The sequence below is a fragment of the Neobacillus sp. 19 genome, assembly GCF_049463095.1.
Lineage (GTDB): Bacteria > Bacillota > Bacilli > Bacillales > Cytobacillaceae > Neobacillus.
Map to the genome: position 1 here is coordinate 36674 of NZ_JBMPZU010000070.1, position 21304 is coordinate 57977.

Annotated in this window: 15 protein-coding genes and 1 pseudogene; 15 read left to right on the forward strand and 1 reads right to left on the reverse strand. The window is 41.1% G+C overall.

Annotated features, from left to right (window positions below):
• The first annotated feature begins 56 nt into the window (after window positions 1–56).
• The 4 genes from ACO1D1_RS22245 to ACO1D1_RS22260 all read left to right on the forward strand — a co-directional run bounded on the left by ACO1D1_RS22245 (window position 57) and on the right by ACO1D1_RS22260 (window position 4424).
• A complete protein-coding gene (locus tag ACO1D1_RS22245) occupies window positions 57–470 on the forward strand; it encodes a hypothetical protein (protein ID WP_423337151.1) in 414 nt (137 codons plus the stop codon).
• An 80-nt stretch (window positions 471–550) separates the two neighbouring features.
• On the forward strand, window positions 551–1558 hold the full coding sequence (locus ACO1D1_RS22250; protein WP_149871843.1) for a TIR domain-containing protein: 1008 nt from the start codon (window positions 551–553) through the stop codon (window positions 1556–1558).
• Window positions 1555–1725: a hypothetical protein gene (locus tag ACO1D1_RS22255; RefSeq protein ID WP_190284726.1), complete on the forward strand. Its 171-nt coding sequence runs from the start codon at window positions 1555–1557 to the stop codon at window positions 1723–1725. Before ACO1D1_RS22250 ends, ACO1D1_RS22255 begins: the two co-directional genes overlap by 4 nt.
• A gap of 182 nt (window positions 1726–1907) precedes the next feature.
• The gene (locus tag ACO1D1_RS22260) at window positions 1908–4424 is read left to right on the forward strand and encodes a bifunctional 2',3'-cyclic-nucleotide 2'-phosphodiesterase/3'-nucleotidase (protein ID WP_423337152.1); all 2517 of its coding nucleotides are present in this window, start codon (window positions 1908–1910) and stop codon (window positions 4422–4424) included.
• 466 nt (window positions 4425–4890) lie between these two features.
• Here the strand turns inward: ACO1D1_RS22260 and ACO1D1_RS22265 are convergent, their stop codons facing one another.
• Window positions 4891–5727: a TetR/AcrR family transcriptional regulator gene (locus ACO1D1_RS22265; RefSeq protein ID WP_423337153.1), complete on the reverse strand. Its 837-nt coding sequence runs from the start codon at window positions 5725–5727 to the stop codon at window positions 4891–4893.
• A gap of 99 nt (window positions 5728–5826) precedes the next feature.
• Here ACO1D1_RS22265 and ACO1D1_RS22270 point away from each other — a divergent pair, with 99 nt between their 5' ends.
• The 11 genes and pseudogenes from ACO1D1_RS22270 (at window position 5827) to ACO1D1_RS22320 (ending at window position 21294) form a co-directional block, all read left to right on the forward strand.
• Entirely contained in the window at window positions 5827–8913 is a 3087-nt protein-coding gene (locus ACO1D1_RS22270) for an efflux RND transporter permease subunit (protein WP_423337154.1), read from the forward strand.
• Window positions 8914–9078: 165 nt separating this feature from the next.
• On the forward strand, window positions 9079–10614 hold the full coding sequence (gene ptsG / locus ACO1D1_RS22275; RefSeq protein ID WP_423337155.1) for a glucose-specific PTS transporter subunit IIBC: 1536 nt from the start codon (window positions 9079–9081) through the stop codon (window positions 10612–10614).
• Window position 10615: 1 nt separating this feature from the next.
• Window positions 10616–11296 carry an N-acetylmannosamine-6-phosphate 2-epimerase gene (locus ACO1D1_RS22280; protein ID WP_149871837.1) on the forward strand — a complete coding sequence of 227 codons (681 nt, stop codon included), beginning with the start codon at window positions 10616–10618 and terminating at the stop codon, window positions 11294–11296.
• 15 nt (window positions 11297–11311) lie between these two features.
• On the forward strand, window positions 11312–12106 hold the full coding sequence (locus tag ACO1D1_RS22285; RefSeq protein ID WP_423337156.1) for a MurR/RpiR family transcriptional regulator: 795 nt from the start codon (window positions 11312–11314) through the stop codon (window positions 12104–12106).
• Window positions 12107–12480: 374 nt separating this feature from the next.
• Window positions 12481–13944, forward strand: a complete 1464-nt coding sequence (locus ACO1D1_RS22290) for a CoA-acylating methylmalonate-semialdehyde dehydrogenase (protein ID WP_149872818.1) — start codon at window positions 12481–12483, stop codon at window positions 13942–13944.
• A gap of 72 nt (window positions 13945–14016) precedes the next feature.
• Window positions 14017–14836: pseudogene (iolB, locus tag ACO1D1_RS22295) on the forward strand (5-deoxy-glucuronate isomerase).
• A 23-nt stretch (window positions 14837–14859) separates the two neighbouring features.
• Window positions 14860–15858, forward strand: coding sequence for a 5-dehydro-2-deoxygluconokinase (gene iolC / locus ACO1D1_RS22300; protein WP_423337157.1), 999 nt, complete (start codon window positions 14860–14862; stop codon window positions 15856–15858).
• 15 nt (window positions 15859–15873) lie between these two features.
• Window positions 15874–17784 carry a 3D-(3,5/4)-trihydroxycyclohexane-1,2-dione acylhydrolase (decyclizing) gene (gene iolD, locus ACO1D1_RS22305; protein ID WP_423337158.1) on the forward strand — a complete coding sequence of 637 codons (1911 nt, stop codon included), beginning with the start codon at window positions 15874–15876 and terminating at the stop codon, window positions 17782–17784.
• A gap of 21 nt (window positions 17785–17805) precedes the next feature.
• Window positions 17806–18696: a class II fructose-1,6-bisphosphate aldolase gene (gene fba, locus ACO1D1_RS22310; RefSeq protein ID WP_423337240.1), complete on the forward strand. Its 891-nt coding sequence runs from the start codon at window positions 17806–17808 to the stop codon at window positions 18694–18696.
• Between the two features lie 112 nt (window positions 18697–18808).
• Window positions 18809–19459: an HAD hydrolase-like protein gene (locus ACO1D1_RS22315; RefSeq protein ID WP_423337159.1), complete on the forward strand. Its 651-nt coding sequence runs from the start codon at window positions 18809–18811 to the stop codon at window positions 19457–19459.
• Window positions 19460–19818: 359 nt separating this feature from the next.
• Window positions 19819–21294: a CehA/McbA family metallohydrolase gene (locus ACO1D1_RS22320; RefSeq protein WP_423337160.1), complete on the forward strand. Its 1476-nt coding sequence runs from the start codon at window positions 19819–19821 to the stop codon at window positions 21292–21294.
• Window positions 21295–21304: the final 10 nt, after the last annotated feature.

Sequence of the window (21304 nt, forward strand, 5' to 3'; positions counted from 1 at the left end):
AAGGAATTCTTCGCTTTCACTTGAATACTATAATAAATAGCATTTGGGGGTATAATATGAATGAAAATAAGCTGAAACATCTCGAATTTATTCAGGGAGTCATCAATCGAATGGGGCAAAATTCCTTTTTATTGAAGGGGTGGACAGTTACTCTTGTTGCTGGACTTTTTGTTTTTGCGAATATCCAAGAGATGGACTATCGATTTATTTCAATTGCATTAATACCGACTATTTTCTTTTGGCTTTTAGATGGCTATTTTCTTTGGCAGGAAAAGCTGTTCAGAAAACTTTATGATCACGTTAGAATAAAAGCTGAAGGAGAGGTTATCGATTTTTCCATGAATGTGAAACCTTTCGCACCCGAAATAAGCTCATGGATGCGGATTTGTCTTTCTAATACATTGGGCCTATTTTATCTTCCAATAATTGTTATTATCGTAATTACAATGGCGTTTGTTTATAAATATTGATTTCTGTGGTTAAATATCCCAAATAAGGGTGATATAATAAGAGTAAATACATTGTGAAATAACACTTTTTTGGAGGAGAAATGACCCAAATCAAGCCAAGATTATTTATTGGTTCTGCCAGAGAATCAGCTGACTATGTTGATGCCATTCATGAAGCACTTACACATGTTGCTGAGGTGACTCCTTGGACAGCAGGTGCATTTCGCCCACTCGAATATAATATGGAAAGTCTGGAACGACAATTAGATGAAAATGATTTTGCTGTATTTGTATTCTCACCGGATGATGTTGTAAATATACGAGGTACCATTACATTTACAACAAGAGACAATACTCTGTTTGAAATGGGGCTATTCTGGGGAAGGTTAAGAAGAGGACGAGTATTTTATATCATTCCCAGTGTCACGCCTGAAAGTGAGGAAGCCAAAGGTTTTCGTTTACCTTCCGATTTAGACGGACTTACCGTATTAAGGTATGAAATGCGTGGAGATCATAATCACGATGCGGCTGTAAATTTAGCTTGCAGGGCGATAAAAAGAAAAATTAGAGAGTTGGGCGTCTTTCAGGATCCGGCAAAGCGTTTAGCTGAAGCACAAGCAAACATGGACAAGGACTATGCCCTCATTCGCATACTCCGAACCTTATCAAAACGACTCTTGGCAGACCCGGCTAAGAAGTTTGAATATCTCCAAGAAGCGGTCAGGAATGCTTATCAAGCGCCCTATTCTTATTACGTGGAAGGAATCGGGGTTTGGCAAGCGGAGGGGATTGAAGGTCTGAAACAAGTAGCCGGAAACGATGGCCAAGGAAAGTTTTACCCGTTTGACGTGAATGAAAACAGGCGAAAATCAGATAGAATCATCGTGATGGATTGTTTTTTGCAAAGCAACGAGCTGGTTTTTCAAAAGAGTAGTACAGCCTTTGATAATACGTATGTTTTATGCTATCCTATAGGGAACCAATTGGTTTTGACGGTGGAAATAACGGGAAGAAAGACATTAAGTCAAGAAGAGATTGACCATATCTTTCTTGCTAATTACAACCTGTTAAGCACGATTAATAATATCTTTGGAGGTGCATCTTTATGAATAGAGCAGTGGTATCAAAAGTAGACAAAAAATCGTATAAACTTGGAGAAACTGTTAAGGGTGTAAGAGCGCTTATTACCTCCATTCACGGAAAAGAAGAATCAGGAAAAGTTATTTATAAACGAAAAGCGGACTATCGGGAAGACCCGTATAAAAAGCGGGCTTAGGAATCAATTAGAAATATACGAATGAAAAAACTGTAGAAAACACTCTACAGTTTTTTATTATGATAAAATTCAGACGTAAAATACATCTCTTTTTCCATCAATTTCGAAAACTTGTAAACGCTCTCGAGTCAATGTATAATTTTTCGGGGAATACTAAATATTTTGTCGAAGGTGGTTTAATAGTGAAAGTTTTTCTGACTGCTATTTTAATAGCTTTTCTTGTTGCTGGATCAGTGCAAGGTTTCTTTCCTGCTGGGGTAAAAGCAGCTAGTGAAGCTGGTACAGGGAATACGGCAGAGCTACGTATCTTAGAAACTACGGATCTTCATTCAAATGTTATGCCGTATGATTATTATCAAGGTACAGATCAAGGAATTAAATATGGTTTGGCTAAGACCGCAACGCTTATCAAGGGGGCTAGAGCGGAAAAGACAAACACTATGCTCTTTGATGCCGGAGATTCGATTCAAGGGAATCCATTGGCAACGTATGCGGCCAAGAATCTGAAGGAAGGCGAAGTCCATCCATTGTTTAAAGCAATGAACACCCTTGACTATGATGCAGCGATTGTCGGGAACCATGAGTTTAATTATGGCCTGCCGTTTCTCGATCGTGTCTTAAAAGGTGTGAACTTCGATGTGATAAACGCGAACGTTTATCGTGCTGACAATGGAGAAAACTATTTTAAGCCATTTGTTATTAAAGAAAAAACCATTATCGACGATGCCGGCAAGGAATCTACGATTAAAGTTGGCGTCATTGGTTTTGTACCGCCACAAATATTGAATTGGGATAAGTTCCATCTGGATGGAAAAGTGACGGTAGAAGGGATTACGAAGTCTGCAAGAAAATTCATCCCTCAAATGAAAGCGGAAGGCGCCGACATTATTGTTGCGATTGCCCACTCCGGCTGTGACATTCAAGAGGAAGACCAAGAAGAAGCCGAGAACGCTGTTTATGAATTAACGAAGGTTCCGGGGATCGATGTCATGTTATTCGGACATGCACACTCAACCTTCCCAGGAGCAAAAGGCTTTGACGGTAAAGAAGGAATTGATAATAAAACGGGACATATTCATGGCGTTCCTGCAGTTGAAGCAGGAAAATGGGGCGACAACTTAGGCGTCATGGATTTAAAACTTGTTCAAGATGAAAATGGTAAGTGGACTGTCGATAAGCAAGCTTCAAATTCAAAGAACCGCCCGGTTTCCGTGGATACTCCATTGGATCAAGAAATTGTCGCTGGAGTTAAAGACATGCACGAGGCAACCATTCGTTATGTGAATGAAAAAATTGGCGAAACGAAGCAGCCGCTGTTCAGCTTTTTCTCTAGAGTAGCAGACGATGCCAGTTTACACCTTGTGAACCTGGCGCAAATCGATTATGCAGAAAAATGGATTCCAGTAAATAAGCCGGAATTAAAGGGTATTCCAGTTGTTTCGGCGATGGCACCTTTTAAAAATAATACAAACGTTGCGGTTGGCGATCTTTCAATCAAAAGTGCAACAGATTTGTACAACTTTGACAATACGATCAAAGCGGTAAAAATGACCGGGGCTCAAGTGAGAGAGTGGCTTGAATTTTCGGCTTCATCTTTTAAACAGATTGATCCAGCTAAAGAGGAACCACAAAATTTACTTGATAACTCTTTCCCTGGCTACTTATATGATGTAATTGATGGTGTGAAATACCAAGTGGATGTCACCAAGCCTAGAAGATATGACTGGAGCAAGGGTGTCCTTGAGAATGCGGATTCACACAGAATCATCAATTTTAAGATGATGGATGGTACGCCGATTAAGGATGATCAAGAGTTTATCGTTGTCACCAATAACTACCGTGCCGGCGGAGGCGGGCAGTTTCCGGGCCTAGTTGACGGAACTGCTGAGCTAGTGCTTGATTCTACTGATGAGATTCGTGATATTTTGATGGATTATATTAGAGATAGAAAAGTCATTGACCTGAAGGCGGATCACAACTGGTCGATTGCACCGGTTGATGGAAATGTAACGATGACATTTACAGCTTCCGCGGCTGCAAATCAATATCTGGACTTAGTGCCAAACATTAAAACGCTTGGTGAAGAAAACGGGGGCAGCCAAACCTATCAATTAGTTTCTAGTGCCGATGAAGAACAACCGGTGAAGGAAGGCTGGCAAATCGAAGACGGCCATTGGTATTTCTATAAAGATGGCGCTGCTCAAACTGGCTGGTTAAAAGATAAAGAAAACTGGTATTACCTTGGTACTGATGGCAAAATGCTTGAAAATAACTGGGTATTGTACAAAAATACTTGGTACTACTTGGGCAAATCAGGTAAAATGCTTGAAAATGGCTGGGTGCAGTACAAAAATGTATGGTACTACTTAGGCAAAGAAGGCAAAATGCTTGAAAATGGCTGGGTGCAGTACAAAAATGTATGGTACTACTTAGGTAAAGAAGGCAAAATGCTTGAAAATGGCTGGGTGCAGTACAAAAATGCATGGTACTACTTAGGCAAAGAAGGCAAGATGCTTGAAAATGGCTGGGTACAGTACAAAAATGCATGGTACTACTTAGGCAAAGAAGGCAAGATGCTTGAAAATAACTGGGTGCAATACAAAAACAAATGGTACTACCTCAAAAACGACGGCACCATGGCAGTAAGCACAACAGTCCAAGGATACAAGGTCGGTAATGATGGAGCATGGATTAAATAAGAAGTATTGAAACCGTCCTAACGGTTTTAACGGTGCAAATAAAAAAGGCGTGTGAGCTGGCAACAGCTCGACACGCCTTTTTTTAATTCTTAAAGATTATACAAGAGAAATTTCTAAAATACTGTTCTGAATACACAGGGTACACAGAAGCAGAATGTGTGGAATAGTTGGGGGAGAAATCGTTTATGCGTATTTTTGGCCGAGTGCGACGTAAAAGAAGAATCTAGAATTACCCTACTTGGAGTTTTGAGGGGATTTTGGGCATTAACATCGAAGTAGAACCCGTCTATTTGGACGTTTGAGTGAATTTTTAGTCCAAATCCCGATGTAGAGAAGGTCTACCTAGGTGTTTGGCGAGTTTTTAAGCTCAAATCCCGATGTAGAAGCCGTCTACGTAGGTGTTTCGTGAATTATTATTCAGCCCAACTCCCGATGTAGAATTATTCTACGTTGCCCTTCCCTCCAATTACGACCTATTATTAAAATACTGCCGCAATAAATAGGAAATCCATTTACAATGCGGGTGATTGCGAATATTTCCGAGCAATCCTTTTACAACTGCTGGCGGCTGTTTCGGTTCTAGCAGTTCTTCGCGCAGCAGGATTAATGATTCCTTTTCAATCGATTCTTCCATTTCCGCTATTTTTTGTTTGATGATGTCGAGAAGCTGTTCCCTTGTCACCTCCTCTTTCATCGGCTGCTTTAACAATTGAGAAAGTCCTTGGGTAACAAACGGTATAGTCGTATACCGAGCGAGGACAGATGTTTTTTCTACGAGTGACTCCGACAGCAACTTCAAATCTAACGGAACGTTATAAAAGACAAATAACTGTGAATACATATTCATAAAGCCTTTAATGCTATAGATTAAATCATATTTTTTCTCATTCACTTCGTCGCCGTATAAGCGCTCAATCATCGTTAAGATGATGTCCTCGATTAATTTATCGTAGTATTGCATTTTGACAATAAGCTCTTTATTAAAGGTTTGCGACTGCTCTTTCATGAGAACTTTAGCGAAATCGGAATGCTTCTGAAAACCATGGTAGATGGCATAATAAAATTCATATAAAAGCTGCTCGTCCTTCGTGTTTTTGACTATGTAGTCAATATCAGAGGTGATTTGCATCATAAAGTGGTCAATTAATGCAATAATTAATTCGTCCTTTGATTTGAAGGATAAGTAAAATGCCCCTTTAGAAATACCGCAATGCTCAGTTATTTGCTGGACGGATGTGGCTTCGAATCCCTGCTTTGCAAACAGCTCCAGCGCCTTCTCCATAATTAATTGTTTTTTCACCATTTTACTTAATCGCTCCTATGGTCTTTGATTGACAAATGACTAATTGGTCATTATTATAAGAAATTGAGTGTGATAAGTCAATTTAGGGTAGGTGTAATAGTGAAAGGGTTAGTCAATTTTGTGTTGAAAAATAAGTTAGCGGTATGGCTGCTTACGATTATTATAACCGTATCGGGTATTTATTCTGGTACACGGATGAATATGGAGACGATTCCGAATATCTCGATACCATACTTAATGGTCATGGACGTCTATCCCGGAGCCACACCTGAAAAGGTGATGGAAGATGTCTCGATGCCGATTGAAAAAGCGGTCGAAGGTCTTGATCATGTGAAGGCCGTTTATTCCAATTCCTATGCGAACATGTCTAGTATTCAAGTTGAATACGAATACGGCATCGATATGGATGAGGCGAAGCGCGAATTAAAATCGGCATTAGATTCCTTGAAATTGCCGGAAGGAGCACAGAAGCCGACAACAACAGCTATCAGCATGAACATGATGCCGGTTGTTGCCTTAAGTGTCAGCAGTTCAAAAGAGGATATTGTTGAATTAACCTCAACAGTTGAGGAAAGCTTACTTCCAAAAATCGAAAAAATCGAAGGTGTAGCGTCGGCAACGATTACCGGCCAGCATATTGAAGAAGTGGACCTGACGTATAATAAAGCAAAAATGGTGGAGTTTGGCTTAACAGAAGATAAAGTCAAGCAGATGATTCAAGCCAGCAACATGGCAGTTTCGTTAGGACTTTACGAGTTTAAAGCAGGGGAGCAGGCCGTTGCGATTGACGGCAAGTTCATGACCGCGGATGAATTAAAGAATATGCTGATTCCTGTTACACCATCAGCAACAAATCCATCCCCATTTGTGAAGCTTAGCGACATTGCAACCATTGATACAGTTGGTAAAGTACAATCGATCTCCCGAACAAACGGAAAAGACGCGATTGCCATCCAAATTGTCAAAGGCCAGCAGGCAAACACGGTTGATGTAGTAAATAAAGTGAAAAAGTTAATTAAAGAGGAAAAGAAAAAGGTCGATGGTCTTGTTATTGATGTGACACTTGACCAAGGGAAACCGATTGAAGAATCGGTGGCGACGATGATTGAAAAAGCAGTGTTTGGCGGACTCATTGCCGTGTTAATCATTCTTCTTTTTCTACGGGATTTTAAATCGACGATTATTTCAATCATATCGATTCCCGTTTCCATCTTCATGGCATTATTGCTCTTACACTGGATGGATATCACACTGAATATCATGACGCTTGGGGCGATTACCGTTGCCATCGGGCGGGTCATCGATGACTCGATTGTCGTCGTGGAGAATATTTACCGAAGACTGCATTTGAAAGAAGAAAAATTAACGGGCCGCGCCCTTATTCGTGAAGCGACAATCGAAATGTTCAAACCGATTATGTCCTCGACTTTGGTCACTGTTGCGGTATTTGCGCCGCTGATTTTTGTTGGCGGAATGGTCGGCGAGCTGTTCGCACCGTTCGCTTTAACAATGGCATTTGCCCTTGGTGCATCGTTACTTGTAGCGATTACCATTGTTCCGGCACTGTCACACTTCCTATTTCGGAAAAAATTATATAGTGAAAAAACCACCAAACGTCATAAAGAAGCTGGCGAACTTGCCCAATGGTATAAATGGTTCCTTGAAAAGACCCTTAACCATAAAGTGATTGCCTCAATCTTAGCGGTTGTTTTATTAGCCGGAAGTTTGGCGTTAACACCATTAATCGGCTTTAGCTTCATGGGCAGTGAAGAAGATAAAGTCATGTATTTAACCTATACGCCAAAAGCAGGCGAGCTTAAAGACGAAACAGTAGAAAACGTTCGAGCAGTCGAAGAGAAGATGCTGAAACGAGATGATATTGATATTGTTCAAGTGTCCGTAACTGAAGAAGGCGACCAAATGGCTGCGATGATGGGCGGAGGCGGAGGCGGTGCCTTAATGTACCTCATCTTCGACCCGGATATGAAGAACTTCCCGGAAGTAAAAGAAAAAGTTGAAAAATATGTCACCGGCCTTGATCAATCAGGCAAATGGAAAAGCCAGAACTTCTCTTCAATGTCAGGGGCGCAAAATGAAATCAGCTACTCCCTTTACAGTGAAGACATTAACAAGCTGAATCAATCGGTTAAAAAGGTTGAAGCTGTACTGAAGAAACATGATGACTTAAAGGATGTCACTTCAAGTGCAGAGGATGCTTTCGTCGAGTATACCTTCAGGGTGGATCAAGCGAACTTGCTGCAATACGGGTTAACTACCGGCCAGCTTGTGATGATGTTAAGCCCGCAAAAAACAAAAGATGTGTTAACAACGGTTGAAAAAGACGGTGACTCCTTAGAGGTGATCGTGCAGCAGGAACAGGCCGCCCAGCCGGAGTCTATCGATGAATTGTTAGCGAAACAGGTGCTGACAGCACTCGGGACAACTATGCCGCTTTCTGAACTTGTCACCGTTAAGAAAGGGACAACATTAAATACACTGGCACGCAGTAAAGGCGAGTACTTCGCCACCGTTTCCGGAAAAATTAAAGCAGAAGATATTTCTAAAGTAACAGCTAAGGTAGGTAAAGAAGTAGATAAATTGGATTTACCGAAAGGGGTAACTGTCAGCGTTGCCGGGGTACAGGCAGATATGACAGAAACCTTTACGCAGCTTGGCATTGCGATGGCTGCAGCAGTTGCAATTGTGTACTTCATTCTAGTGGTTACCTTCCGTGAAGGTGTCGCGCCGTTTGCGATTCTGTTCTCGTTACCGTTTGCGGTTATTGGGTCATTTGTCGGCCTGTTAATCGCCGGCGAAACGATATCGGTTTCGGTTATGATGGGACTGTTGATGTTGATTGGAATTGTCGTTACGAATGCCATCGTTCTCGTAGACCGGATCATTCATATGGAACGTGACGGGCTGAAAATGCGCGATGCCGTATTAGAGGCAGGTGCCACACGTTTGCGGCCAATCCTGATGACGGCCATCGCCACAATTGGTGCATTAATTCCGTTGGCACTTGGCGCAGGCGGCGGAGGCGGTTTAATCTCCAAAGGTCTTGCGATTACTGTTATCGGCGGTCTGACAAGCTCAACGTTATTAACATTGATCATCGTACCGATTGTTTATGAAATCTTATCAAAAATATTTAAGAAAAATCGTCGAGAAATCGAAGAGAATTAATATTTATGCCCGGCAAGGTAAAAGATACTCTTGCCGGGCTTTTTTTATTCGCTTCTGAATGTACCACATATTTCCACTGATTTTCTGCAAACCCTTTCTTGCATTTTGAAAAATAATATTTTATACTAGCACATGAAAATAATTTTCATATTGGAGGTTAATTTGATGAATAGTTTCTTCGAGAAGGCGCAACAGTTTGGTAAGTCGTTCATGCTTCCAATTGCAGTCCTCCCAGCAGCGGGATTGCTGCTCGGAATTGGCGGTGCATTGTCCAATCCGAATACGGTGAAGGCGTATCCGTTTTTAGATATTTCTTGGCTTCAAAATATTTTCGCAATCATGTCAAGTGCGGGCGCTGTCGTGTTTGCTAACTTGGCACTATTGTTTGCCGTTGGTATTTCCGTCGGCCTTGCGAAATCAGATAAAGGAACAGCAGGACTTGCTGGTGTCCTAGCATTCCTAGTTATGAACGCAACGATTTCATCTTTATTAACAATTACCGGCAAAATGAACGTCGAGAATCCGGCGGCTGTCGGTCAAGGGATGACGCTTGGGATTCAAACACTTGAAACAGGTGTTTTCGGTGGTGTAGTTGTCGGGATTTTGACTTCATGGCTCCATAATCGCTATAACAAAAAACAATTACCACAGTTTCTCGGGTTTTTCAGCGGTTCACGGTTTGTGCCGATTATTGCTTCATTTGCGGCGATTTTCCTTGGTGTAGTAGTATTCTTTGTGTGGCCATTTATTCAAAAGGGAATCTTTCAAATGGGCGGCTTGGTTGAAGCAACCGGCTACATTGGAACATTTATTTATGGATTTGTTCTTAGAATGCTTGGACCCTTCGGTCTGCACCATATCTTCTATATGCCATTTTGGACAACCAGTCTTGGAGGAGCGCTAACTATCGATGGCAAACTTATCGAAGGAACACAGCGGATTTTCTTCGCCCAGCTGGCTGATCCTGAGACACATAAGTTCTATATCGGTACAGCACGGTTTATGTCCGGCCGTTTTATTACGATGATGTTTGGTTTAGTCGGTGCCTGCTTGGCCATGTACCATACAGCTAAACCAGAAAATAAAAAGAAAGTTGCCGGCCTGCTTGCGTCAGCCGCGCTTACTTCATTCTTAACAGGTATCACAGAACCAATTGAATTTTCATTCTTATTTGTTGCTCCAGCTCTTTATGTCTTGCATGCGTTCTTAGATGGTTTGGCATTTATGCTTGCCCATATTTTCCAAATCACGATTGGTCAAACGTTCTCTGGCGGATTTATTGATTTCGTTTTATTCGGTATCTTACAAGGTCAGGCAAAAACGAATTGGCTAATGGTACCTGTGATTGGAATTCCATGGTTCTTTGTCTACTATTTCTCATTTAAGTTCATGATTAAGAAATTCAAATTCAAGACACCAGGCCGCGAAGAAGAAGGCGAGGCAGTTGTGAATGTAACGAATAAAAGTGAACGGGCTCAAGCGATTGTTGATGGTCTTGGCGGAAAAGAAAATCTGCAAGATGTTGACTGTTGTGCTACCCGATTACGTGTGACAGTTACAGATGTGGAACGAGTCAATGATGATATTTTGAAAAAAACTGGCGCAAGAGGTGTCGTGAAAAAAGGCAATGGCGTCCAAGTTATTTATGGACCAGAAGTGACAATTATTAAAAATGAAGTTGAAGAATTGGTGGGTGAGTAACATGCTTGAAAGAATTAAACATGGTCTTGTTGTTTCCTGTCAGGCATTGGATCAGGAGCCGCTTCACAGCTCTTATATCATGTCCAAAATGGCCCTTGCAGCGAAAGAAGGCGGTGCTGTCGGAATCCGTGCGAACTCTAAAGAGGATATTATCGCGATTAAACAAGAGGTTACGCTGCCGGTGATTGGCATCGTGAAGCGGGATTACGAGGATAGTGAAGTCTTCATTACCGCTACGAAAAAGGAAATAGAGGAATTAATCGAAAGCGGCTGCGAAATGATCGCTATGGATGCAACGTTAAGAAGCAGACCGAATGGTTTATCACTTGAAGAACTTGTTTCCTTTGCCCGTGAAAAAAATCCAGCTGTCCAGCTAATGGCCGATACGTCATCCGTTGAGGAAGCCATCCATGCGGAAAAGTTAGGATTTGATTGTGTCGGTACGACCCTTTACGGTTATACAAATGAATCAAATGGTAGTAAACTATATGAGAATGACTTTGCTTTTTTAAAAAATGTCGTTAAAGCAGTAAGCATTCCTGTCATCGCGGAAGGAAATATTATGACCCCTGAAATGATGAAACGGGCGTTTGAAATTGGGGTATATTCTGTAGTTGTTGGCGGTGCGATTACGCGTCCGCAGCAAATTACAGCCCGATTTGCCGCGCAAATTCCAAAGTAAAAAGGATGTTTTATCATGTCTTCGGTGTTGAATGAGATCCAAAGTATTTACTCTTCCTTATCTGATAAAGAAAGAAATATTGCAAACTATATTCTAGCCAACCCGGAAGAGGTTTCCCACAGTCATATCCAAGAGCTTGCGGATGCGACAGGCGTCTCCCTCAGTACGATCACCCGTTTTGCCAAAAAGGTTTCCTGCCGAAATTTCGTAGAGATGAAGGTGAAGCTTGCGGGGGGTACTGAAGCAAAGGAAACGGAAGGGATTGAACAAACCTTGTTCGCTTCCTACCATGAGATGCTGGCAGATGTTCAGTCGTTAATCGATCCGGAGCCATTTTCTAGGGCGCTAAAGGATATGAAAGAAGCCAAACGAATTTTCATTTACGGCTTAGGCAGCTCGGGTTTGGCCGCGCAGGAATTGAATTATCGCCTCAGCCGGATGGGATTTATTTCAGAGGCAGTTACGGATCCGCATCTGATGATTATCAGAAGTACGCTGCTAAAGCCGGGAGATTTGATTTTAGCCTTTTCACGGTCCGGTCAAACGGCCGATTTACTGCAATCAGTCAGACTGGGAACGAGCAAAGGGGCAAAACTGATTGCCTTTACCGCTTTTGGGCAAACCCCGCTGACTAAAATTTCCGATGAGGTATTGTGGACAGTGCACCCGCTGAGAAACAACTTTCTATTAACGGGGCTTGACATGAGTACCCTCTACCTGATTGACAGAATCAGTTTACATTTTCTTTCAGATAAAGAACGAGAAGCGATGTATCTCCAAACAGTTGAAGCCATTAGAAATAGAGGGTGAAGCGCAGGAACATTTCCGCTGCTTCATTATTCCGTCAAAAACCGAAGGGGCCAGCCTCTCGCTGCTGTTATGCAGCGGGAGGCTGGCCCCTTTTGTTTTTATACCGATCACACTTCCTCACGTCGTTTCTTAGTTCGTATGGATAATAAAAAGAAAGGAAATGAAAAAAAGTTGACTGAAAGCGTTTTTAGTATTAAGATGTAATCAAAGGTTACCAAGAGATAACCAAAACATGATAAAAAGATTTAATTAAAGCATAAATTCCGTAGGGTTATCGATCTAAAAGTGCATCATGAAATACACTTCAAACTAGAATAGTCCAAAACCTATTAAAAAGAACCACGATTAAGGAGGAACAAGATATGTCTGAAGTAATGGTACAAGTTAGAAAACTAAAAAACTATATAAATGGTGAGTGGGTAGAAAGCAAAACTACTCAATACGAAGATGTATATAACCCAGCGACAAAAGAGGTTATTGCTCAAGTTCCGATCTCGACAAAAGAAGATCTTGATTATGCGGTAATTGTCGCAGCAAAGGCATTTGAAGAGTGGAGAAACGTCCCTGTTCAAAAACGGGCTAGAATTCTATTTAACTTCCAACAGTTATTACAAAAAAATACAGATGAGTTAGCAAGGATAATTACGATTGAAAATGGTAAAAACCTTACTGAAGCATTAGGTGAAGTCGGACGAGGAATTGAGAATGTTGAGTTTGCGGCAGGTGCTCCTACACTCATGATGGGTGATTCATTGACAACTATCGCAAAGGACGTAGAAGTAACAAACTACCGTTATCCAATTGGGGTTGTCGGCGGTATCACACCATTTAACTTCCCGATGATGGTCCCTTGCTGGATGTTCCCAATGGCGATTGCCGTAGGTAATACATTTGTCCTGAAACCATCTGAAAGAACACCGTTGTTAGCGCAAAGATTAGCAGAACTATTAGAGGAAGCCGGTCTTCCTAAAGGTGTATTCAATATTGTCCACGGTGCACACGATGTGGTAAACGGACTTCTTGATCATCCACAAGTGAAAGCTATTTCATTTGTTGGTTCACAGCCGGTCGGTGAATATGTATACAAACGAGGAAGCGAGAACCTAAAACGTGTTCAAGCCTTAACAGGTGCAAAAAACCACTCCATCGTATTAAATGATGCTGATCTGGATCATGCGACAACAAACGTAATTGCTTCTGCATTCGGATCTGCTGGCGAACGCTGCATGGCTTGCTCTGTTGTAACAGTGGAAGAAGGCGTTGCAGATGCATTCCTTGAAAACCTAATTGAAAAAGCAAAAGAAGTACAAATCGGTAACGGCCTTGATGAAGGGGTGTTCTTAGGTCCGGTTATTCGGGAACAAAATCACCAACGAACATTGGGCTATATCCAAAAGGGTATTGAAGAAGGCGCCAAATTGGTTTGCGACGGCCGCGATAGACAACCCGAAGAGGGATACTTTGTTGGACCAACCATTTTTGACGGTGTGACAACTGATATGCAGATTTGGAAAGATGAAATCTTTGCTCCCGTATTATCAATCGTACGTGTGAAAAACTTAAAAGAAGCTGTTGAAACAGCTAATAAATCAGAATTTGCTAATGGGGCCTGTATTTATACGTCAAATGCTTCATCTATCCGTTACTTCCGTGAAAATATCGATGCAGGTATGTTAGGAATTAACTTAGGTGTTCCAGCGCCAATGGCCTTCTTCCCATTCTCCGGCTGGAAATCTTCATTCTATGGCACATTGCCTGCAAACGGAAAAGATGGCGTTGAGTTCTATACTCGCAAGAAAGTCGTAACAGCAAACTATAAAGCACCATCATTTGAATAAGATTTCGATGATATTATCCCAACTCTTATTAGTTGGGATAATATCCTATACATAAATGAGGAGTTGAAAACCGTGAGTAAATTACTCCGAAAACCAAATGTAATAGAAACATCACCGGGTGTTAAGCTCGTACATGAAGTAACAAGTGAAAATTCTTCATTAGAATATGTTGCTATGAAAGTGATAGATTTAGCTCCGGGAGCTAGCTACCGAGAAGAATTAGAAAAAGTAGAATGCTGCATTGTTGCCTTAACAGGGAAAATAAATGTTTCAGACAAACAAGAAATATTTAGAAACATCGGTACCCGAGAAAGCGTTTTTGAAAAGAAACCTACTGATAGTGTCTATGTGTCAAACGGCCGCGCTTTTGCCATAGAAGCAGTTACAGAGGCACGGATTATACTTTGTTATTCTCCATCTGAAAAACAATTACCAACAAGGCTGATTAAAGCTGAAGATAACAGCATTGAACATAGAGGGAAATATAATAATAAACGACTGGTACACAATATTCTGCCTGACTCGGATCCGTCTGCAAATAGTTTACTAGTGGTAGAGGTCTTTACAGAAAGCGGCAACTGGTCAAGTTATCCGCCACATAAACATGATCAAGACAACTTGCCGCATGAGTCATTTTTAGAAGAAACGTACTACCATGAAATGAACCCAAGACAGGGCTTTGTTTTCCAACGCGTGTATACAGATGACCGTTCTATCGATGAAACGATGGCTGTTGAAAACGGAGATGTTGTCCTCGTTCCGGCAGGCTATCACCCTGTAGCGGTTCCTGATGGGTATGAATCCTATTATTTAAACATCATGGCGGGACCGAAAACGCATTTGGAAGTTCCACAACGAACCTGCACACGAATGGATCCTAGAACGAAAATAAGGTATGAGGGGTGCTATAACAACATGAAGATTGAATTTAATTCTGAAAAAGAATTTGACCTAATCGCTATTGGTCGTGCATGCATCGATTTAAACGCTGTAGAATATAACCGTCCAATGGAAGAAACGATGACTTTTAAAAAATATGTCGGCGGTTCTCCGGCTAATATTGCGATTGGATCATCCAAGCTTGGCTTAAACGCAGGCTTTATCGGTAAACTGGCAGATGACCAGCATGGCCGTTTTATTAAACACTATATGGCTGGTGTCGGCGTAGATACATCCAATATGGTAACAGACAAAGAAGGGCATAAAACAGGCTTAGCTTTTACAGAAATCAAAAGCCCTGAAGAGTGCAGCATCTTAATGTACCGTGATGAAGTCGCAGACCTTTACTTAGATCCTTCAGAAGTAAATGAAGACTACATTAAACAATCAAAAATCCTTTTAGTTTCTGGAACAGCTCTTGCAAAAAGCCCATCCCGTGAAGCGGTACTAAAGGCCGTGCAGCTGGCGAAGAAAAATAATGTGAAGGTTATGTTTGAATTAGACTACCGTGGTTATACATGGACATCTAAAGAGGAAACTTCTGTCTATTATACAATGGTGGCACAGCAGGCGGATATTGTCGTTGGTACACGTGATGAGTTCGATGTCATGGAAAATGTAGAAGTTGGCAGCAATGAAGCAACGATTTCTGCTTTATTCAAACATTCTCCGGAATTAGTGGTCATTAAGCATGGTGAAGAAGGCTCCTATGCATATACAAGATCAGGGGAAACGTTCAGAGGCCATGCTTATTTAACGAAAGTATTAAAAACATTCGGTGCTGGTGATTCATACGCATCCGCTTTTCTTTATGCGCTAATCTCAGGTAAAGATATTGAAACAGCCCTAAAATACGGCAGTGCCTCTGCAGCCATTGTTGTAAGTAAACACAGTTCTTCTGAAGCGATGCCAACAGTAGAAGAAATAGAGCAATTAATTGCTGACCGATCCAAAGAAGCAGTGACAAATCAGTAAGAGGTGAAAATGTCCATGGGGAAAATAAGATTAACCACCGCACAAGCCTTAATCAAATTTTTGAATCAGCAATATATCCATGTTGACGGTGAAGAATTTCCGTTCGTTGAAGGTATCTTTACTATATTCGGTCACGGAAATGTATTAGGAATTGGGCAGGCTTTGGAACAGGATCCAGGTCGCTTAAAGGTCTTCCAAGGTAAAAACGAACAAGGAATGGCCCTGGCTGCGATGGCGTACAGCAAACAAATGCTTCGTCAAAAAATCTATGCTGTCACAACATCTGTAGGACCTGGTGCTGCTAATCTAGTTACGGCTGCAGCAACAGCGCTGGCAAATAATATTCCGATGTTGCTTTTACCAGGGGATACATTTGCAACAAGACAGCCCGATCCAGTATTGCAGCAAGTGGAGCAGGAATACAGCTTAGCGGTTACAACGAATGATGCCTTAAAACCTGTCTCCAGATATTGGGATCGTATTACCCGTCCTGAGCAGTTAATGTCAAGTCTTATTCGTGCCTTTGAAGTGATGACAGACCCAGGGAAAGCTGGCCCTGTAACGATTGCCCTTGCACAGGATGTTGAAGGGGAAGCATATGATTACGATGAGAAATTCTTTGAAAAGCGCGTCCACTATTTAGACCGTAAAGCACCGGTAGAGCGTGAACTAAAAGGTGCAGCTGAGCTGATCAAAGCAAGCAAAAGGCCACTAATCCTAGTAGGCGGCGGGGCTAAATATTCAGGAGCACGCGACATCTTAACGGCTCTATCTGAAAAACATAATATTCCATTAGTAGAAACTCAAGCAGGTAAAGCAACGGTAGAATCTACTTTTAAAAATAACTTAGGCGGTATGGGTGTTACTGGTACGCTGGCAGCAAATAAAGCAGCCCGTCAGGCAGACCTCGTGATCGGAATCGGTACCCGTTATACAGATTTCGCCACTTCCTCTAAAACAGCATTTGACTTTGATCATGCTGAGTTCTTAAATATTAACGTCAGCCGCATGCAGGCATATAAATTGGATGCCTTCCAGGTTGTGGCAGATGCGAAAACGGCATTAGAGCAATTGGCACCGTTATTAGAAGGATATGAAAGTGAATTTGGCGAAACAATTGCTGAATTGAAGCAGGAGTGGAACGCTGAACGCGACCGCTTAAGTAAAGTAACCTTTACCCGTGAAAACTTCGAACCGGAAATTAGAAGCCACTTCACACAGGAAATTCTTAATGAATATGCCGATGCATTAAACACGGAATTGGCGCAAACGACAGCGTTAATCGCTGTAAATGATACGATTGCCCCAGACAGTACGATTGTTACTTCTGCAGGGTCGTTACCTGGTGATGTACAGCGTATCTGGAATCCAACAGTTTCAAATACGTATAACGTAGAATACGGTTATTCCTGTATGGGGTATGAAGTATCAGGTGCGCTGGGAGTTAAATTAGCTAACCCAGATAAGGAAGTATATTCTCTTGTAGGTGACGGGTCTTTCTTAATGCTGCACTCTGAGCTGATCACAGCGATTCAATATGGCAAAAAAATCAATGTTGTGTTGTTTGATAACTCTGGTTTCGGCTGCATTAATAACCTGCAAATGGGCAACGGCATGGGAACGTATTTCACAGAGTTCAGAACACATAACAATACCATTCTAAATGTTGATTATGCCAAGGTAGCAGAAGGGTATGGTGCGAAAACATACCGCGTAAACACCATTGAACAATTGAAAGCCGCTTTAGAGGATGCGAAGAGGCAGGAAGTTTCAACTCTAATCGAGATTAAGGTACTGCCAAAAACCATGACAGAAGGCTATGACAGCTGGTGGAATGTCGGAGTGGCAGAAGTAGCCAATAAAGAAAGCATCCAAAAGGTATATGAATTAAGAAAGCAAAAATTAGAAACGGCAAAACAATACTAAGAACGGATGGCATATTGGTTGATGAAGAGAGGTGAGATTCTAGTGACTAAAGTAGCAACAAGATTAGTTTCGATGAAAGAAATGCTGTTAAAGGCGAAACAAGAAAAATATGCAGTTGCGCAAATCAATATTAATAATTTTCAATGGGCTGAAGCGATCTTAGAAGCGGCCCAAGAAGAACAATCTCCTGTTATTGTAGCATCCTCTGATAGACTTGTGGATTACTTAGGTGGATTTAAAACGATTGCAACAATGATTAATAGTATTATAGAAGAAAAGAATATTACCGTACCAGTCGCTTTACACCTAGACCATGGCAATAGTGTGGAACGCTGTAAAGAGGCGATTGATGCGGGATATACTTCCGTCATGATTGACGGCTCCCATCATCCAATTGATAAAAATATTGAAATGACCAAGCAAGTCACTGAATATGCAAGACTTCATGGTGTTTCGGTTGAAGCAGAAGTTGGAACCGTAGGCGGTAATGAAGACGGACTTATTGGCGGTATTCAATATGCGGATCCAGAGGAATGTGTACGGATTGCAAAAGAAACAGGAATTGATGCATTAGCAGCAGCTCTTGGTTCTGTTCATGGTCCCTACCAAGGTGAACCGAAGTTAGGATTCGCTGAAATGAAGGAGATTTCAGGGTTGACCAATGTGCCTCTGGTGTTACACGGCGGATCAGGTATTCCGAATTATCAAATCCAACAGGCAATCGAACTTGGTCATGCGAAGATTAACGTGAATACAGAATGTTTGCAAGCCTGGGCTAAAGCTGTTCGTGAAGTATTGGATAAGGACAAAGAAATATACGACGCACGTACCATCCTTTCTCCAGGTAAAGAAGCGGTAAAGCAAACAGTAAAAGCCAAACTGAATGAATTCAAATCAAGTAATAAAGCGTAATAAACGGGGATGTCTTTATATTTACAAAGACATCCTTTTATCATTAAATTTCTTAAAGTTTTAACCGGTTTTCAAGTAAAGTGGAGAATTGAGATTCCAAAGGAGGAAGAAAATGTCGTTATCATTGATATTTGACATGGATGGTACCCTGTTTCAAACAGATAAGATTTTAGCGTTATCCCTTGAAGAAACGTTTGAGCATTTGAGGTTTTTGAACTTATGGGAGGGGGAAACGCCAATCGGAAAGTATCGTGAAATTATGGGCGTCCCCCTGCCAGTCGTGTGGGAAACGTTATTACCAAACCATTCACATGAGATTCGTGAACGAACCAATGAAATTTTTCATGAAAAATCAATCGCGAATATTAACGCCGGTCATGGTTCTTTATATCCGAATGTGACAGAAGTTCTTAGCTATCTAAAAGAAAATAACTTCTCCCTTTACATAGCAAGTAATGGGCAAATTGAATACTTGAATGCTATTGTGAAATATTACAAGTTGGATAATTGGGTAACAGAAGTTTTCAGCATCCAACAAATAGACTCGCTCAATAAAGCGGATCTAATCCGTACGATCATAACCAAATATGATATTGAACAGGGCGCGGTGGTTGGCGACCGATTATCAGATATTAACGGGGCAAAAAGCAATGGCTTAATTGCGATTGGCTGTAATTTTGATTTTGCCAAAGAAGATGAACTTGCTCAAGCAGATATAACGATCGACAACTTTCTTGAATTAAAAACTGCTGTAGTAAAATGAAACTTCGAAGGTTGAATTCTTCTGTGGCAGCAGGTGTTTAATTTAAAATCCGCAATCTAGTAATAGGTAAAAAAAGACAAGCGAGTTTCGGAGTTTCGCAATGTCTTTTTTTTTTGTCAAATTATTTTAAAAATTATTTGAATAGTCTAATTTACAAATGGATCTATTTATAATAATATGAGTTTAAGCCCATTTGATGTTGTGTTGTGTTTGAATTATAGCTATACTTCCGCGAAACAAACATATTCAAATTGTACTTTGTACGTTTCTTACCATTATTTCAAATATTTTCTTACCATTTAGGTAAGCGGTTACAACGGGTTTTATGTGTTGTATAAAGTCGAAAAAGGAGGCTATTTGTGGAGAAAACCTCACTATTAAAAACAACCTTAGGAAACTATTATATTTCAGTAACACCAGAATCCCATCAATCACACATAATTCTTCGCGTGGAAGTACCTAGGACAACCCAAGAAATCGTCATCCAATACTCCTATTCGCCAACGGAAGAAAATGCCGAAGACCGTTTAGATCAATTGTTTTCACGTTATCAAAAGGATAACAACATGGCTGCATCAGATCGGGCACATATCCAATCTGTAAGGAATTTGATTACCGTCTCAGTCAGCTCAAGCCAAGGATATGAAGGAAGTTGTCACCGGTTTGAATCAACAGGAAGAGTCGTTATTAACAATTCCCAGTCCTCACCAGGGATACAAACCAGGGAAGTCTCTCCAGGGTTTTGGGATATATCATTTAATTTCCATGCATTAGTTACAGCAAAAACAGAAATTCATTGCACCATCGATGCTATACATAAAGAAGAAAGGTCCACCACACAGCCCATCGAAATCGCAGCTATCAAAAAAGAGCGGTTTAAGAGGGAGCGCTATTTAAATGCCCAAACTTGCTATAAAAAAGTAGAACTCCATACCCACACGCATCACAGCGATGCAAGGCATACAACGGAAGAGTTAATAAATGATGCTATAAAACAGAAAATCGACTGGCTGGCAATAACAGACCATAATACGATTAGTGCATTTGACAAGATTTCCCCAGAAAATTATCCCTTACAATTCATTAAGGGGTTAGAAATGACAACGCTTCACGGCCACTTCTTAACATTAGGCTATCAGGACAAGCCGCCGATGGATTGGACGTTAATCGACCGGGTGAATATTAACGAGAAATTAGCAGAAATGAAAGAACAGGGATTATTAATTGGGATTGCCCATCCATTCGATGTAGGGAGTCCGTACTGTACGGGATGCCGCTGGCAGTATGCCTTAGAGTCCCTTGAATGGATTGATTTTATTGAAGTGTGGAATTCGGAGGATCCGCATGAATCTCTATCAAATGCAGATGCAATTGCAAAATGGACTCAGTTGCTGAATGCTGGTATTGAAATTCCGGTAACATGCGGCAGGGACTGGCATCATTCGAATACAACAAAACTTCCAGCTTTCTTGTATACAGCCGTTAAGGAAACATCTTCAGGGGATGATATTTTAGAAGCCGTAAAGCTTGGCAGAAGTTACATTTCGCTTTCACCGCAAATTGACCTGACGATTAATGGTCAGTGGACAATTGGCGACAGGATTCATTTTAACGAGTTTAATACTCTGATGATGAAGGTCCATCTAACAGATACAGAGGATGTACATGCAGTGAAAATCGAATCAAATTTAGGAGATTTATATGAAGGTCACCATAAAGTGATTCATCAACTAGAGAAAAGTGAAGTTAAAGATTTGATTTGGCTGCGAATATCTGTTTTTGATCAACATCTCAATCGAATTTTAATAACAAATCCTGTTTACTTTACCGATTAGAAAGGAGGAG